General features: G+C 69.6%; 9 protein-coding genes, 1 tRNA gene and 1 rRNA gene. 4 read left to right on the top strand and 7 right to left on the bottom strand.

Going from position 1 to position 14,830, the window contains the following annotated elements; translation table 11 throughout:
• The 3 genes from rrf to ACFXI4_RS21625 all read left to right on the top strand — a co-directional run.
• Positions 1-93 (top strand): 5S ribosomal RNA (gene rrf / locus ACFXI4_RS21635); the annotation flags it as partial.
• 113 nt (positions 94-206) lie between these two features.
• Positions 207-869, top strand: a complete 663-nt coding sequence (locus ACFXI4_RS21630) for a DegT/DnrJ/EryC1/StrS family aminotransferase (RefSeq protein ID WP_384993260.1) — start codon at positions 207-209, stop codon at positions 867-869.
• Positions 870-945: 76 nt separating this feature from the next.
• Positions 946-1,018, top strand: a tRNA-Thr gene (locus ACFXI4_RS21625).
• Between the two features lie 45 nt (positions 1,019-1,063).
• Here ACFXI4_RS21625 and ACFXI4_RS21620 read toward each other — a convergent pair.
• From ACFXI4_RS21620 to ACFXI4_RS21590, 7 genes are all read right to left on the bottom strand, one after another.
• Positions 1,064-1,651 (bottom strand): TetR/AcrR family transcriptional regulator, encoded by a 588-nt coding sequence (locus tag ACFXI4_RS21620; protein ID WP_384993243.1) that lies wholly within the window; start codon positions 1,649-1,651, stop codon positions 1,064-1,066.
• A gap of 91 nt (positions 1,652-1,742) precedes the next feature.
• Positions 1,743-2,765, bottom strand: coding sequence for a methyltransferase (locus ACFXI4_RS21615; RefSeq protein ID WP_384993240.1), 1,023 nt, complete (start codon positions 2,763-2,765; stop codon positions 1,743-1,745).
• A 195-nt stretch (positions 2,766-2,960) separates the two neighbouring features.
• Entirely contained in the window at positions 2,961-3,536 is a 576-nt protein-coding gene (locus ACFXI4_RS21610) for a TetR/AcrR family transcriptional regulator (protein WP_384993238.1), read from the bottom strand.
• Positions 3,537-3,622: 86 nt separating this feature from the next.
• Positions 3,623-4,108 (bottom strand): peroxiredoxin, encoded by a 486-nt coding sequence (locus ACFXI4_RS21605; protein WP_362727914.1) that lies wholly within the window; start codon positions 4,106-4,108, stop codon positions 3,623-3,625.
• 186 nt (positions 4,109-4,294) lie between these two features.
• A complete protein-coding gene (locus tag ACFXI4_RS21600; RefSeq protein ID WP_384993235.1) occupies positions 4,295-4,948 on the bottom strand; it encodes a response regulator transcription factor in 654 nt (217 codons plus the stop codon).
• A gap of 32 nt (positions 4,949-4,980) precedes the next feature.
• Positions 4,981-5,775, bottom strand: a complete 795-nt coding sequence (locus ACFXI4_RS21595; RefSeq protein WP_362718127.1) for an oxidoreductase — start codon at positions 5,773-5,775, stop codon at positions 4,981-4,983.
• 196 nt (positions 5,776-5,971) lie between these two features.
• Entirely contained in the window at positions 5,972-8,725 is a 2,754-nt protein-coding gene (locus ACFXI4_RS21590) for a SpoIIE family protein phosphatase (RefSeq protein WP_384993232.1), read from the bottom strand.
• 411 nt (positions 8,726-9,136) lie between these two features.
• On the opposite strand from ACFXI4_RS21590, the gene ACFXI4_RS21585 reads away from it, so the two are divergent.
• On the top strand, positions 9,137-14,596 hold the full coding sequence (locus ACFXI4_RS21585) for a HAMP domain-containing protein (RefSeq protein ID WP_384993230.1): 5,460 nt from the start codon (positions 9,137-9,139) through the stop codon (positions 14,594-14,596).
• Positions 14,597-14,830: the final 234 nt, after the last annotated feature.

Here is a 14,830-nt window from a genome sequence, read left to right as displayed (position 1 = left end):
ACGCCCGGTTACATTCCGAACCCGGAAGCTAAGCCTCACAGCGCCGATGGTACTGCAGGGGGGACCCTGTGGGAGAGTAGGACACCGCCGAACAATCATTCAAAGGGCTGGACCCGGAACTTCCGTTCCGGGTCCAGCCCTTTTTTGGTATGCGTAACGCAAAGTTCACGTTGCGCGCCGAGCATCGCAGCATGGGTACTGCTGCAATGCTCAGGGCCGCCGGCGTCGGAGTCGGCGACGAGGTCATCGTGCCGGCCTTCGGGAACGTGGAAGTCGCCGAGGCCGTGACCCTCGCCGGTGCGCTTCCGGTGTTCGCCGACATAGATCCCGTGACCTACTGCCTCGACCCCTCGGCGGTGGAAGCGGCGGTAACTCCCCGGTCCGCGGCCGTCGTTGTCGTGCACCGCTTCGGACGGTGGGCCGACATCCGAAGATTGCACGCGCTGGGGCAGCGCCACGGACTGCTGGTCCTGGAGCAGGGCGAGTCCGAGGCGCCGTACGACGAGATCGCCCAGCGGCGGCAGCGCGCCGCCTACCTCGATGCCAAGCTGCGAGGCGTGCGGACGCCGGACGGTGGCGACGGGCACACCTACCAGCAGTACGTCGTGCGGGTGCCGGGGAACGGCCGCCCCGACCGGGACGCCTTCGCGCGGGCGCTGCGGGGCAAGGGAGTTGACTGCCGGGTACCGGTGAAGACGCCGGTGCACCGCTTGCCGGAATTCCGGCGTTGCCTCTCGCTGCCGGAGACCGAGCTGGCGGCGGACGGCACGCTGTCGCTGCCCGTGGACGCCGCATTGACGAAGCGGGAGATGCAGCGGATCGTCTCCGCCTGCAACGCACTCGGTGGACTGCTCCAGCCCGCCTTCTGAACGAGTTTGGGAACCCGGGTCTGTTCGGGGTATGATCTATTCCGTTGCCGAGGGGGAAACTCCGAAAAGGCAACAGGCCCCTATAGCTCAGTCGGCAGAGCGTCTCCATGGTAAGGAGAAGGTCAACGGTTCGATTCCGTTTGGGGGCTCCGACAGGAAAAGCCCCGCCCTTTCGGGCGGGGCTTCTCTTGTTTTCAGGGCACGGTGACCAGATGGGTGACTCCGCGCACCAGGACCGCGCAGGCGGTCCGGGCGTCGCCGAGGTAGCCGGCCACCATCGCACCGTCGCGCAACGCCACCATCGAGTCGGCCGATTCCCCGGGGTCGGCCGCACCGAGGCGCTGGAAGGCGTCCCGCAGGACGTCACGGAACCAGGCGCGGTGTTCCAGTACGGCTTGATGGACCGTGCTCGCGGAATCCGGGTACTCGGCCGCGGCATTGATGAACGGACAGCCCCGGAATCCCGGGCCGCACACTTCGGTGCCGATGCCGGACGCCACCGCGAGGAGGAAGTCCGCGGGAGAGGTGATCTCCTGGGCCGCCGCGGTGACGCGCTCCCGGATCTGGTGGTCGGTCGCCTCCAGGTAGGCGCGCACAAGGTCGTCCTTGCCGTCGAAATGCCGGTAGAAGGTGCCGCGCGCCACGTCGGCCTCCGCCATGACACGATCCACCCCGACCCCGCGGATGCCCTCGCCGTAGAAGAGCCGGCTCGCGGTGCGCAGAAGTCGCTCACGTGCCGGGGAGGGGCGAATCGGTACGGACGCGTCTTTTGCCTTCGACATGTCGTCAGCATAGAACGGTCTGTCTCTTCGCTGGTCGACGGCGCCGGAGCGGCATTCCGGGCCGCCTTCCTGGCGGCGGGCCCGAGAGCTGCTACTTGGTGGCGTAGACGGCGGTGTAGCCGCCGATGAGGGGGCGGGCCTCGACCTTGGCGAAGCCGGTGTCCTGGAGCCACTGGGTGGCGTCGGCGACGGTGTACTCGGATCCGCCCTCGGTGTCGATGAGCATGTTGAGCGACAGCATCAGGCCGTAGGTGTTGTGACGGCGCTCGTCGTCGATCATGGCGTCGTAGACGATGAGGGTGCCGCCCTCGGGCAGGCTGTCGTAGGCCTTCTTGAGCAGGAGCCGGCGCTCTTCCAGGTTCCAGTCGTGGAGGATCTGTCCCATCACGTAGACGTCGGCGGCGGGCAGCGGGTCGGCGAAGAAGTCCCCGCCGTGGAAGGCGAGGCGGTCGGTCAGGCCGTGGGCGGCGGCGAACTCCTCGAACACCGGCTGCACGGGAGGCAGTTCGAAGACGGCGCCGGTGATGTCCGGGTTGGCGCGCAGGACGGCTGCCGGTACGGCGCCGAGGGCCCCGCCCAGGTCGACGACGTGGCGGCGGCCGGTCCAGTCGAAGTCGGCGGCGAGGGCGGCGGCCAGCGGGGTGCTGACGCCGTTCATGCCGTTGAGGAAGTTCCGCCAGGCGGCCGGGTCCTGGCTGAGGGTGGCGAAGAACGGGGCGCCGCTGTGCGCGACTTCGTTCTGGAGGGCGCCGGTGCGCAGCGCGTCGGTGAGGTTGTTCCAGAAGCCGAAGAGCCGGGAGTTGGCCATCTCCAGGATGCCGCCCACGTACGACGGCTTGGCGCGGTCCAGGAACAGGTCCGCGGCGGGGGTGTTGGCGTAGACGCCGGTCTCGTCACGGGTCAGCACCCCGAGCGAGACCAGGGCGTCGAGGAAGTCCGCGGCGGACCGGGAGTGCAGACCCACCTCGGAGGCGAGCGACTCCCGGTCGCGGCCGCCGTCGGCCAGCACGGTGAAGACTCCCAGCTCCACCGCGCTGAGAAGGGTCTTGGAAGCCATGAAGCCGAGGCCCAGCTGAAGGAGCGGCTCAGGGGTGATCGGGTCGTTGACCGACATGTGTGTCTCCATTGGTGTTGGAAGTTGAATGCTAAACAGATACCGGTGCACGTCGAGCCGTTGAGCCGTTGTGTGAGAGCCGGCGGGGGACGGAAAGGGCGCCCTGACCACCTCGGTTGCCTTTTCGGGCAGTGTCCGGAAGGGGCGCGCTCCGGTCCCGTGGAGACGGCGTCGACGCGGGCGTGCCCCGGTTGGTCAGTCCAGAGCGCGCATCGCGGTGGCCAGGGCGTCCTCCGCGAACTCCCGTCCCATGCGCCCCCGGCCGACGACGCGGAGTCCCTGCATGAACGTGGTGAGGAACCGGGCCAGCTTCCTCGGATCCTTGTCCGCGGCGATCTCGCCCCGCACCTGCGCCTGCTCCAGGGCGCCGGCCAGGGCGGACTCGATCTGCCGGAGGGCGGCGGTGACGCGCTCGGCGGCCGTCGGCTGGTCGCCGCACTGTGTGGAGGCGTTGACCACGAGGCAGCCGCGTGCGGGGTCGGTCAGATCGGCTTCGACGAGGGAGGTGAGCACCTTGCGGATCGCGACCCGGATCTCGGTCGTCCCGTCGACGGCCTTCTCCAGGTCGGCGGCCTGGAGAGAGGCGTAGCGGTCCAGGGAGCGGATGTAGAGCTGTTCCTTCGAGCCGAAGGCGGCGTAGAAGCTGCCGCTGCCGATGGACAGCTCCTGCAGCAGGTCCTGCAGGGAGGTCTCGGCGTAGCCGCGGCGCCAGAACAGGTCCATGGCACGGTCCACGGCCTGGTCGATGTCGAACTCCCTGGTACGTGCCATGGAGTCAGCCTAACGCGCTATGTGGAATAGTCAATCAACTATGGTCGGCCTCGCGGTGCCCGGCCTCGCGGGGGCGGTGCCGGCGGTCAGCGCCGGGTGAGCGCCGCCAGTTCCCTCGTGATCGTTTCGGTGTCCTGGTAGGTGAGTCCGATACGGGCGACGTGCTTCCAGCGCACGATGCCGTCGGCGTCGATGACGAACACCGAGCGCTTGAGGCCCAGGCCCGGCATCTGGATGCCGTACGCCTGCACGACCGAGCGGTCGGTGTCGGCGAGCAGCGGGAAGCGCAGGTCGCGCTTGCGTGCGAAGCGCTCGTGGCTGTCGAGGTCGCTGAAGTTGACTCCCCACACGTTCGCCCCGAAGTCACGGAACCGGTCCAGGTCCGAGGTGTAGGAGCACAACTGCTTGGTGCAGACCGCCGACTCGTCGCCGGGGTAGAAGGCGAGCACGACGGGGTGGCCACGGTGTGCCGACAGTGAGTAGTCCTGTCGTTCGACAGTGCCACCGTCTCCCAGCAGTACTCCGCGGAGGGTGAAGTCGGGGGCGGGCGTACCGATCTCGGGCACGGGCATGTCGGGTCCTCTCGCAAGGGGGTGAGGCCGGGCGGCGGGCGCCCGGTGAGCTGTCCTACGAACTGTATAGAACGTTCTATCTTGCCGGAAGGGCTGTAGCTGGGACTCGCCTGTAATCACGGTCACGCCGGGGGAGCCGGGGCGGGCGTGGGCCGGGGCCGCACGACGTGCGCCGTGCTCGGCCGCTCACAGAAGGCCGTGGCGCAGGGCGTAGGCAACCGCGTGCACTCGGTTGCGCAGGCCGTGGCGTGCGGTGACCTCGTGGATGACGTATTTGACGGTGCGTTCCGAGTAGTGCAGGGCCGCGGCGATCTCCGTGGTGCTGAAACCCGCGGCCAGTTGCCGCAGGACCGCGATTTCCCTGGCGGAGAAGGACGGCGGCTCGTCGGCGGTCTCGGCTGCCGCGGCGTCCCGTGGGCCGGCACGGCTCCGCTCGGGCTGTGGTCCGGGCACGGGCCGCGGCGGTGGCGCCGCGCCGCGTGCCGCGGTGCACAGCATCTCGGTGACGTCCGCGAGGGTGGTCCGCTCGCGGGACATGAAGGCCACGAGCCCCAGCCCCGCGGCGCGGACGAGTTGTGCGGCGGTGGGCCTGTGGGCCACCAGGACGAGCCGCGGCGCCTCGGCGGGCCCCTTGGGGCAGTAGCGCCCGAGCGCCGCGAAGGTCTTCTCCTCCAGCTCGCCGGTGATGACCAGCAGGACGTCCGGCGGTTGCTCGGCGCCCGCCGCCAGGACGCGCACCCGTTCGTCGGCGGCGAGGTGCGCTTCGACGCCTTGAGCGGTCAGCCTGTCTTCCGCCAGGACGGTCACGTACATGGGGTGCGACGGTTCCGGGCCGCTCACCGGGCGTCCTTCCGGGTGTCCGCGGGGCCGCCTCAGAGCGTCTTGGTCTGGCCGCCGTCGATGACGACCTCGGCTCCGGTGATGTTGGCGGCGAGGGGGGAGGCGAGGAAGAGGGTGAGGTCGGCGACTTCGTGCGGTTCGGTGATGCGGCCGGTGGTGATGCCCATGCTCTGCGGTACGACGGTGTCGAGGGCTTCCTGCGCGGTGGTGCCGGCGGCGCTGGCGGTGGCGTCGGCGAAGCCTCCGGGTGCGGTCCAGAAGGGGGTGCGGACGGGCCCGGGGGAGACGGCGTTGACTCGGACGCCCTGGGGGGCGAACTCCTCGGACAGTGCCTTGTTCAGGTTGGTGAGCGCGGCTTTGGCCGCCGAGTAGTCGACCACCATCGGGAAGGGCAGCCGGGCGTTGATCGAGCTGATGTTGACGATCGCCGCGTCGCCGGCCGCGATCAGGTGGGGGAGTGCGGCACGGCTGGCGCGTACGGCGCTGAAGAAGGTCAGGCCGAAGACCTTCTGCCAGTCGTCGTCGGTGACCTTCAGGAAGGACTCGCGGGGCGCGGTGGCGCCGACGTTGTTGACGAGGATGTCGACACGGCCGTGGCGTTCCACGGCCCGCCGGACCAGGGTCTCGGCGCCTTCCGGGGTGGACAGGTCGACCGCCACGACCGTGACGTCGTGTTCGGCTGCCAGCGTGTCCAGCTCGGGGGTGGAGGTGCGGCTGCCCGCCACGACCTTGGCGCCTTCGCGTACCAGGCCCGCGACGACGGCCAGGCCGATGCCCTTGCTGGCTCCGGTGACGACGGCGACCTTGCCCTTGAGGTGCAGTTCCATGACGAATCCTGTTCTGGAATGATCATTACACAATTTCGGTACGACAGGGGCGGCCGGTGTTCTCCGGGCCGGAGCCGCTGTCGATGAAGGGAGCGTAGCAGGCAATCTTGAATGGGTAATCCAGAATCGGGATGGTGTCGCTCACTCGTCGGGGCGGAAGGTCCTCGCGCCCGGTCCCTCAGTCGTTCCCGGTCCCTCAGTCGTTCTGGAGACCGGGGACCCGCATCGCGAGAATCGCCATGTCGTCCGACGGGGCGTCGGACGCGAAGCGCTCCACCGCGCGCATGATGCGCGCGGCGACCGCACCCGCCGTCAGGCCCGTGCAGGTCGTGAGGACCTCCGCGAGGCCGTCGTCGCCGAGCATGCGCGTGCCCTCACGGCGTTCGGTCACGCCGTCCGTGACGCAGAGGAGGACATCACCGGGGTCGAGGGTGATCGTCTGCTCGTAGAGCTCCAGGTCCTCGATGACGCCGAGGAGCGGCTGGGGTTCGGCGGCGGCTTCCACCGTGCCGTCCTGGCGCAGGCGCAACGGCAGCGGATGGCCGGCGCACACCACCTTCATCTCCGCGCTGCCGTCCTCCCGCGGGCGCATCTCGCCGTACAGGAGGGTCAGGAATCGGCTGCGGGAACCCTCGTCCAGGATGGCCGAGTTGAGGCGCTCCAGGACCGCCGGGCCGCTGAGGCCCTCCCGGGCCAGCAGGCGCAGCGCGTGCCGCGCCAGGCCCGTCACGGCGGCCGCGTTGGGGCCCGTGCCGCAGACGTCGCCGATGGCGAAGCCGTAGGTGCCGTCGGAGATGGGGAAGACGTCGTAGAAGTCGCCGCCGACCTCGTTGCCCTCGCCGGCCGCGCGGTAGATGACCTCGACCTCGACGCCCTCGATGTGCGGGGTGCCCGGGGGCAGCAGGCTGCGCTGGAGGGCCTGGCTGATGGCCGTGCGCTCCGAGTAGAGGCGGGCGTTGTCCAGGGCCAGAGCGGCCCGGCGGGACAGGTCCTCGGCCAGTTCCAGGATCTCCTGGCGGAAGTGTTCGTCGGTGGGCTTGCCCAGGGTGAGCATGCCGATGACCCGGTTGCGCGCCACCAGGGGGAGGACGACGATCTCGCCGCCGACGGCCGAGGCGGTGGCGAGCGTCGGGCCGATGGCGGAGGAGACCTGGCGGGCGGGCCCGCCGGTCAGGCCCAGGCTGCGCATGGAACTGCGCAGGGCGGCCCGGTGAGCGTGCTCGCCGGGAGCGCTCCAGACCCGGGCGCCCGGGGTGGGTACCGGGTCCGGCGGGGGCACCTTGGAGAGCAACGACTTGATGCCGTCGATGAGTTCCTCGTCCTCGTGCAGGACGTACGACAGGTAGGGCTCGGAGGCCTGGTCGGCGATCGTGTAGACCGCGCACCAGGTGGCGAGGGTCGGGACCGTCATCTGGGCCATCAGGGCGAGGGTCTGGTCCCGGTCCAGGGTGCCGGCGAGCAGGTCGGAGGCCTCGACCAGGAAGCTGAGCGAACCGCGGCGCAGCCGCTCCAGTTCGCCCAGGCGGGCCGACTCGACGGCCAGGGCGATGCGGTCGGCGGCGAACTGGAGGCGCAGCGCCTCCTCGTTGGAGTACCTGCCCGGGGACTCGGCGGCGACGCCCAGGGAGCCGGTCAGCCGGCCCTCCACCTTCAGCGGGACCGTGACGACCGAGCGCATGCCGGTGCCGCCCAGGAGCGGGACCGCGCCCGGAACGGCCGTCAGGTCGTCGTGGACGGCCGGCATGCGGGCCGAGCCGTAGCGGCCGGGACCGGCTTCGACGGGCACGCGCGCGAAGCGCTGCCGGGCGGACGGCAGCCCCGTGGAGGCGCGCACCTCCAACTCGGTCTCGTCGTCGGTCGCCAGGAGCAGGAACGCGGAGTCGCCGTCGAGCATGTCGCGGGCGCGCTCGACCGTGCGCTGGAGGAGACCGTCGAGGTCGTCGGGGGCCGGCGAGCCGATGAACACCTCGAACGGGTCGGCGTTCTGGCCGTCGGGGGCGCCGGTGCCGTCGGCGGGCAGGCGCAACGGGGTCTGCAGGACCGCGCGTTCGTGGTCGCGCACCATCAGGCAGACGGTGGAGGGCTCGCCGCCGGTGTCGCGGACCCTCAGGTGCGAGGCGTAGACGGGGGTGACGCGGCCGTCGGCGCCGCGGATGCCGTAACTGCCCTCCCAGCGGGAGAGCTGCAGGGCCTCGGCGACGCCGGTGCCGGTGCCGGGGGTGTGCGGCCAGGCGGCGAGGTCGGTCAGCGGCTTGCCGGTGACCTCGGCCGAGGTGTGGCCGAAGATCTCCTCGGCGTCCTCGTTCCAGGCCGTGATCGAGCCCTTGCGGTCGATCTGGACGACCGCGACCCGGACCCGGCCGTCCGCGAGGGGCAGCAGGTCGGCGGGGAGGGACGGGCCGGCCGCGCGGGTGCCCACCGGACGCTCGGGAAGATCGAGCTGGAACCAGACGTTCTTGTACGTGGACGTGTACTCGACACCCCAGCGGGCGGCCAGGGCCGCGCACAGCTGCAGGCCGCGGCCGCCCTCGCGGTCGGGGCTGCCCATGTTGACGGCGGAGCCCTGGAGCGGGACCTCGCGCTCCGGGTAGCGGTCGGCGACCTCGATGCGTACCCCGTCGTCCGCGCGCAGGCACAGGACGTCGGCGTGGGTGCCGGCGTGTACAACCGCGTTGGTCACCAGTTCGCTGGTGAGGACCACGGCGTCGTCGACGACGTCCGCGAAGCCCCAGCCCTGGAGCGTGTCGCGGACGAAGGCGCGGGCGGTCGCGACCGATCGCCCGACGGGCTCGAAGCTGGCGGCCGCGCGCGCGGTGATCACAGAACTCCTCGACCGTGTCTCGACATGCGGGTTTCCCCGGCCGGCCGGCTCGTGCCGCTGCTGCGGCATCCGCTCGCCCGTGGGCCGTGGCTCCGGGGTGTGTCCCCCGGGGATCACTCCGGTGGTCATGGTCTGCGGCCGCCCCTCCGAATGCCCGCTCGTTCTCGTGCCACCGCCCAGGCCGTATGAACCGGCGCGGCTGGACAGCCGCATGCAAGGTTACTTACCTTCGCCGTCCGAGCGGATGCCGGTCGCCAGTGTTTACGCCGCAGGGTGTGCGGACGATGTGCGAAGCTGCCGAACTGTTATGGCCTGGTTCGGCCGGGGTGAAACACTGGGCAAGCTTCTGATGAAGGTACGGGCAGGCTGAGTGCGTCGCGTGTCGGGCGGGCAGCAGCCCCTGGTGTGGCCGGATCCGATCCGGCAGGAATACGCGGCAGTAACGGGTACGCCGAAGCAGACGGTACGCCGACTGCGGCGGTATCCGAGCACAGTGGTACGGGCACAGTGGTGACGGTCGACCCCTGCGGGAGGGACACAGTGGAGTCTGGCGCAGCGACGCGGGGCACTAAGGCGCGCGCGAAGGGCGGACAGTCCCTGAGCGGTCGGCGGGGCGGCGGCGGGACCACGGAGGTGGATTCGGCCGCCCTGGACCGGTTGCTGGTGGCTCTCGTGGCGATGCGCGACGGGAACTTCCGCAAGCGGCTCACGGTGTCCGGTGACGGCGTGATGTCGGAGATCGCGGCGGTCTTCAACGAGGTCGCCGACCGCAATCTCCACCTCACGGGTGAGCTGTCACGGGTACGGCGGGTGGTCGGACGTGAGGGAAAACTCACGGAACGGCTGGAGACGGGGGCCTGCGAGGGTTCCTGGGCGACCGCCGTGGACAACTCCAACGCCCTCGTCGAGGACCTCGTGCGGCCGGTCTCCGAGGTGGGCCGGGTCCTGACGGCGGTGGCCGAGGGTGACCTGTCGCCGCGGATGGATCTGCGGTCGCCGTCGGCGGACGGCGCCGGGCACCCGCTGCGCGGCGAGTTCCTGAAGGTCGGCAGGACCGTCAACAACCTGGTCGACCAGCTGTCGACGTTCACCGACGAGGTCACCCGGGTGGCCAGCGAGGTGGGCACCGAGGGCAAGCTGGGCGGGCAGGCCCGGGTGCGCGGTATGTCCGGTTCGTGGCGGGACCTCACGGACTCGGTCAACACGATGGCGTACCGGCTGACGGCCCAGGTGCGGGACATCGCGCTGGTGACGACCGCGGTCGCCAAGGGTGACCTGTCCCGGAAGGTCACCGTCCAGGTCGCCGGCGAGATGCTGGAGCTGAAGGAAACCGTCAACACGATGGTGGACCAGCTGTCGGCCTTCTCCTCGGAGGTGACCCGGGTCGCCCGTGAGGTGGGTACGGACGGCATCCTGGGCGGTCAGGCGCATGTGCCCGGGGTCGCCGGCACGTGGAAGGAACTCACCGACTCCGTCAACACCATGGCCGGCAATCTCACGGCCCAGGTGCGCGGGATCTCCGAGGTGACCACCGCGGTCGCCAGCGGTGACCTGTCGCGCAAGGTGACCGTGCCGGCCCGTGGTGAGGTCGCGCAGCTCGCCGAGACGATCAACCAGATGACCGAGACGCTGCGGATCTTCGCGGACGAGGTCACGCGCGTGGCCAACGAGGTCGGTGCCGAGGGACAGCTCGGCGGGCAGGCGAACGTGCCGGGCGCGGCGGGCACCTGGAAGGACCTGACGGACTCCGTCAACACGGTCTTCCGGAACCTGACCACCCAGGTGCGGGACATCGCCGCGGTGACGACGGCGGTGGCCAACGGTGACCTCTCGCAGAAGGTCACCGTGGACGTGGCCGGCGAGATGCTGGAGCTGAAGAACACCGTCAACGGCATGGTCGACCAGCTGTCGTCGTTCGGTGCCGAGGTCACCCGCGTGGCCCGGGAGATCGGTGTCGAGGGTGAACTGGGCGGCCAGGCACAGGTGGCCGGGGCCGCCGGTACCTGGAAGGACCTGACCGACTCCGTCAACACGGCGTTCCGCAACCTCACCGGTCAGGTGCGCAACATCGCCCAGGTGACGACGGCGGTGGCCAACGGCGACCTCTCGCAGAAGGTCACGGTCGACGTCTCCGGCGAGATGCTCCAGCTGAAGAACACCGTGAACACGATGGTGGACCAGCTCTCCAGCTTCGCCGACCAGGTGACGCGGATGGCCAGGGACGTGGGCACGGAGGGCCGCCTGGGAGGTCAGGCCCGCGTGGACGGCGTCTCGGGCACCTGGAAGGAGCTCACGGATTCCGTCAACTTCATGGCCGGCAACCTCACCTCGCAGGTGCGTCAGATCGCCCAGGTGACGACGGCGGTGGCGCGGGGCGACCTGTCCCAGAAGATCGACGTCGACGCGCGCGGTGAGATCCTCGAACTGAAGAGCACGATCAACACGATGGTCGATCAGCTCTCCGCCTTCGCCGACCAGGTCACCAAGGTGGCCCGCGAGGTGGGCACGGAGGGCCGGCTCGGCGGTCAGGCACAGGTGCCCGGCGTGGCCGGCGTGTGGCGGGACCTGACGGACTCGGTGAACGGCATGGCCGGCAACCTCACCGCCCAGGTCCGCAACATCGCCCAGGTGGCGACCGCGGTGGCCCGGGGTGACCTGTCCCAGAAGATCACCGTCGACGCGCGCGGCGAGATCCAGGAGCTGAAGAACACCCTGAACACGATGGTCGACCAGCTGTCGTCGTTCGCCCAGGAGGTCACGCGCGTGGCGCGCGAGGTGGGCACCGAGGGCATCCTGGGCGGCCAGGCCGAGGTGCAGGGGGTGGCGGGCACCTGGAAGGACCTCACCCAGTCGGTGAACTTCATGGCGAACAACCTGACCATCCAGGTCCGCAACATCGCCGAGGTCACGACCGCGGTCGCGAAGGGCGACCTGTCGAAGAAGATCACCGTCGACGCGAAGGGCGAGATCCTCGAACTCGTCACGACCGTCAACACGATGGTCGACCAGCTGTCCAGCTTCGCCGAGCAGGTGACCCGGGTGGCCCGTGAGGTGGGCACCGAGGGCATCCTGGGCGGCCAGGCGCACGTTCCGGGTGTCACGGGCATCTGGAAGGACCTCAGCAACAACGTGAACCTGATGGCCAACAACCTGACCATGCAGGTGCGCAACATCTCCCAGGTCTCGGCGGCGGTCGCCAACGGCGACCTGACCCGGCAGGTCACCATCGAGGCGAGCGGTGAGGTGGCGCAGCTCGCCGACACCATCAACACGATGGTCAAGACGCTGAGTTCGTTCGCCGACCAGGTCACCAAGGTGGCCCGCGAGGTGGGCACGGACGGCATCCTCGGCGGTCAGGCGCACGTACCGGGTGTGGCGGGTACCTGGAAGGACCTCACCGAGTCGGTGAACGGCATGGCGTCCAACCTGACCGGCCAGGTCCGCAACATCGCGATGGTCACCACGGCCATCGCCAAGGGCGACCTGACCAAGAAGATCGACATCGACGCGCGCGGCGAGATCCTCGAACTCAAGACCACGATCAACACGATGGTCGACCAGCTGTCCAGCTTCGCCGAGGAGGTCACCCGGGTGGCCCGTGAGGTGGGCACCGAGGGGCAGCTGGGCGGTCAGGCACGCGTGCGAGACGTCGACGGCACCTGGCGCGACCTCACCGAGTCGGTGAACGAGATGGCCGGGAACCTGACGCGGCAGGTGCGTGCCATCGCGCGCGTGGCGACCGCGGTGACCCGTGGCGACCTGAACCTGAAGATCGACGTGGACGCCTCCGGCGAGATCCAGGAACTGCAGGACTACATCAACAAGATGATCGCGAACCTGCGCGACACCACGGTCGCCAACCAGGAACAGGACTGGCTCAAGGGCAACCTGGCGCGGATCTCCGCGCTGATGCAGGGCCGCCGCGACCTGGCGGACGTGGCCTCGCTGATCATGAGCGAGCTGACGCCGGTGGTCACCGCACAGCACGGCGCGTTCTTCATGGCGATGCCACTGGTCGACGGCAAGGATCTCGGCGACGAGACGGAGGACGCCTACGAACTGCGCATGCAGGGGTCCTACGGCTACTCGATGGGCTCCATGCCGACCTCGTTCCGGCCTGGTGAGGCGCTGATCGGCACCGCAGCCCAGGAGAAGCGCACGATCCTGGTGGAGAAGGCGCCCACGGGCTACCTGAAGATCTCCTCGGGGCTCGGCGAGGCCCCGCCGGCGCAGGTGATCGTGCTGCCGGTGCTGTTCGAGGGCAACGTCCTGGGCGTGATCGAGCTGGCGTCCTTCACGCCGTTCACGCAGATCCAGAAGGACTTCCTCAACCAGATCGCCGAGATGATCGCGACCAGCGTCAACACCATCTCCGTGAACACCAAGACCGAGGTGCTGCTGAGGCAGTCGCAGGAACTGACCGAGCAGTTGCGGGAGCGGTCGGCGGAGCTGGAGAACCGGCAGAAGGCCCTCCAGGCGTCCAACGCCGAACTGGAGGAGAAGGCCGAGCTGCTGGCCCAGCAGAACCGTGACATCGAGGTGAAGAACACCGAGATCGAGGAGGCCCGGCAGGTCCTGGAGGAGCGTGCCGAGCAACTCGCCGTCTCCATGCGGTACAAGAGCGAGTTCCTCGCCAACATGTCGCACGAGCTGCGCACTCCGCTCAACTCGCTGCTGATCCTGGCCAAGCTGCTCGCCGACAACGCCGAGGGCAACCTCTCGCCGAAGCAGGTGGAGTTCGCCGAGACCATCCACGGCGCCGGCTCCGACCTGCTCCAGCTGATCAACGACATCCTCGACCTGTCCAAGGTCGAGGCGGGCAAGATGGACGTCTCCCCGACGCGTATCGCGCTCGTGCAGCTGGTGGACTACGTGGAGGCCACCTTCCGGCCGCTGACCGCGGAGAAGGGCCTGGACCTGTCGGTGCGGGTCTCCCCGGAGCTGCCCGCCACCCTGCACACCGACGAACAGCGGCTCCTGCAGGTGCTGCGCAACCTGCTGTCCAACGCGGTGAAGTTCACCGACTCCGGCTCGGTGGAGCTGGTGATCCGGCCGGCGAGCGGCGACGTCCCGGTGGGGATCAGGGAGCAGCTCCTGGAGGCCGGTTCGCTCAGCGATCCGGACGCGCCGCTGATCGCCTTCTCCGTGACCGACACCGGGATCGGCATCGCGGCCAGCAAGATGCGGGTCATCTTCGAGGCCTTCAAGCAGGCCGACGGCACGACCAGCCGCAAGTACGGCGGTACGGGCCTCGGACTGTCGATCTCGCGGGAGATCGCACAGCTGCTCGGCGGTGAGATCCACGCGCAGAGCGAGCCGGGCCGCGGCTCGACGTTCACCCTGTACCTGCCGCTGCACCCCAGCGAGCTGCCCCCCCAGGGCTACCAGCAGGCCGCGCCCGCGCTGGAGGCGGGGGACCTGGTCGCCTCGCAGAACCACGGCTCGGAGCTGTCCGGTGCGGACGTCGAGACGCCGGCCGAGGTGAAGTCGTACCAGGAGACCCAGAACGGTGCCGCGGCGCTCTTCCGGCGCCGGCGCCGGGCCACCCCCCAGATCGCCGAGTCCTGGCCCGTGCTGGCCGAGCAGGAGGCGACGACCGCGGCGCCGCGCCGGGGCGTACGGTTCGCCGGGGAGAAGGTGCTGATCGTCGACGACGACATCCGCAACGTCTTCGCGCTCACCAGCGTCCTGGAGCAGCACGGACTGTCGGTGCTGTACGCCGAGAACGGCCGCGAGGGCATCGAGGTCCTGGAGCAGCACGACGACGTCGCGGTCGTCCTGATGGACATCATGATGCCGGAGATGGACGGTTACGCGACGACCACGGCGATCCGCCGGATGCCGCAGTTCGCCGGCCTGCCGATCATCGCGCTGACCGCCAAGGCGATGAAGGGCGACCGGGAGAAGGCGATCGAGTCCGGCGCCTCCGACTACGTCACCAAGCCGGTGGACCCCGATCACCTGCTGGCGGTGATGGAGAAGTGGATGCGCGAGGAGTGACCGGAGCGAGCGGGAGTGTTGTGAACGTTCCGGGAACCTTCCGTGTGTACGGGGGGTCGCTGACGCAGGGTTGTCGAGGCCGTGTAGAAGTGCGGGATCGGGGGAACCTTCTGGTCTCCGGCTGCGTTTCTGCTACGTGCACAGTGACATCGCGGTGACAGGGTGTGGCGACAGGCGGGGTGCGGCTACCATGACCGGCACAAGGACGGGCGGCGAAAGGGAGTCGTCCCCTGG

The organism is Streptomyces sp. NPDC059224 (assembly GCF_042754285.1).
Taxonomy (GTDB): Bacteria; Actinomycetota; Actinomycetes; order Streptomycetales; family Streptomycetaceae; genus Streptomyces.
This window is presented reverse-complemented; position numbering and strand designations above follow the sequence as displayed.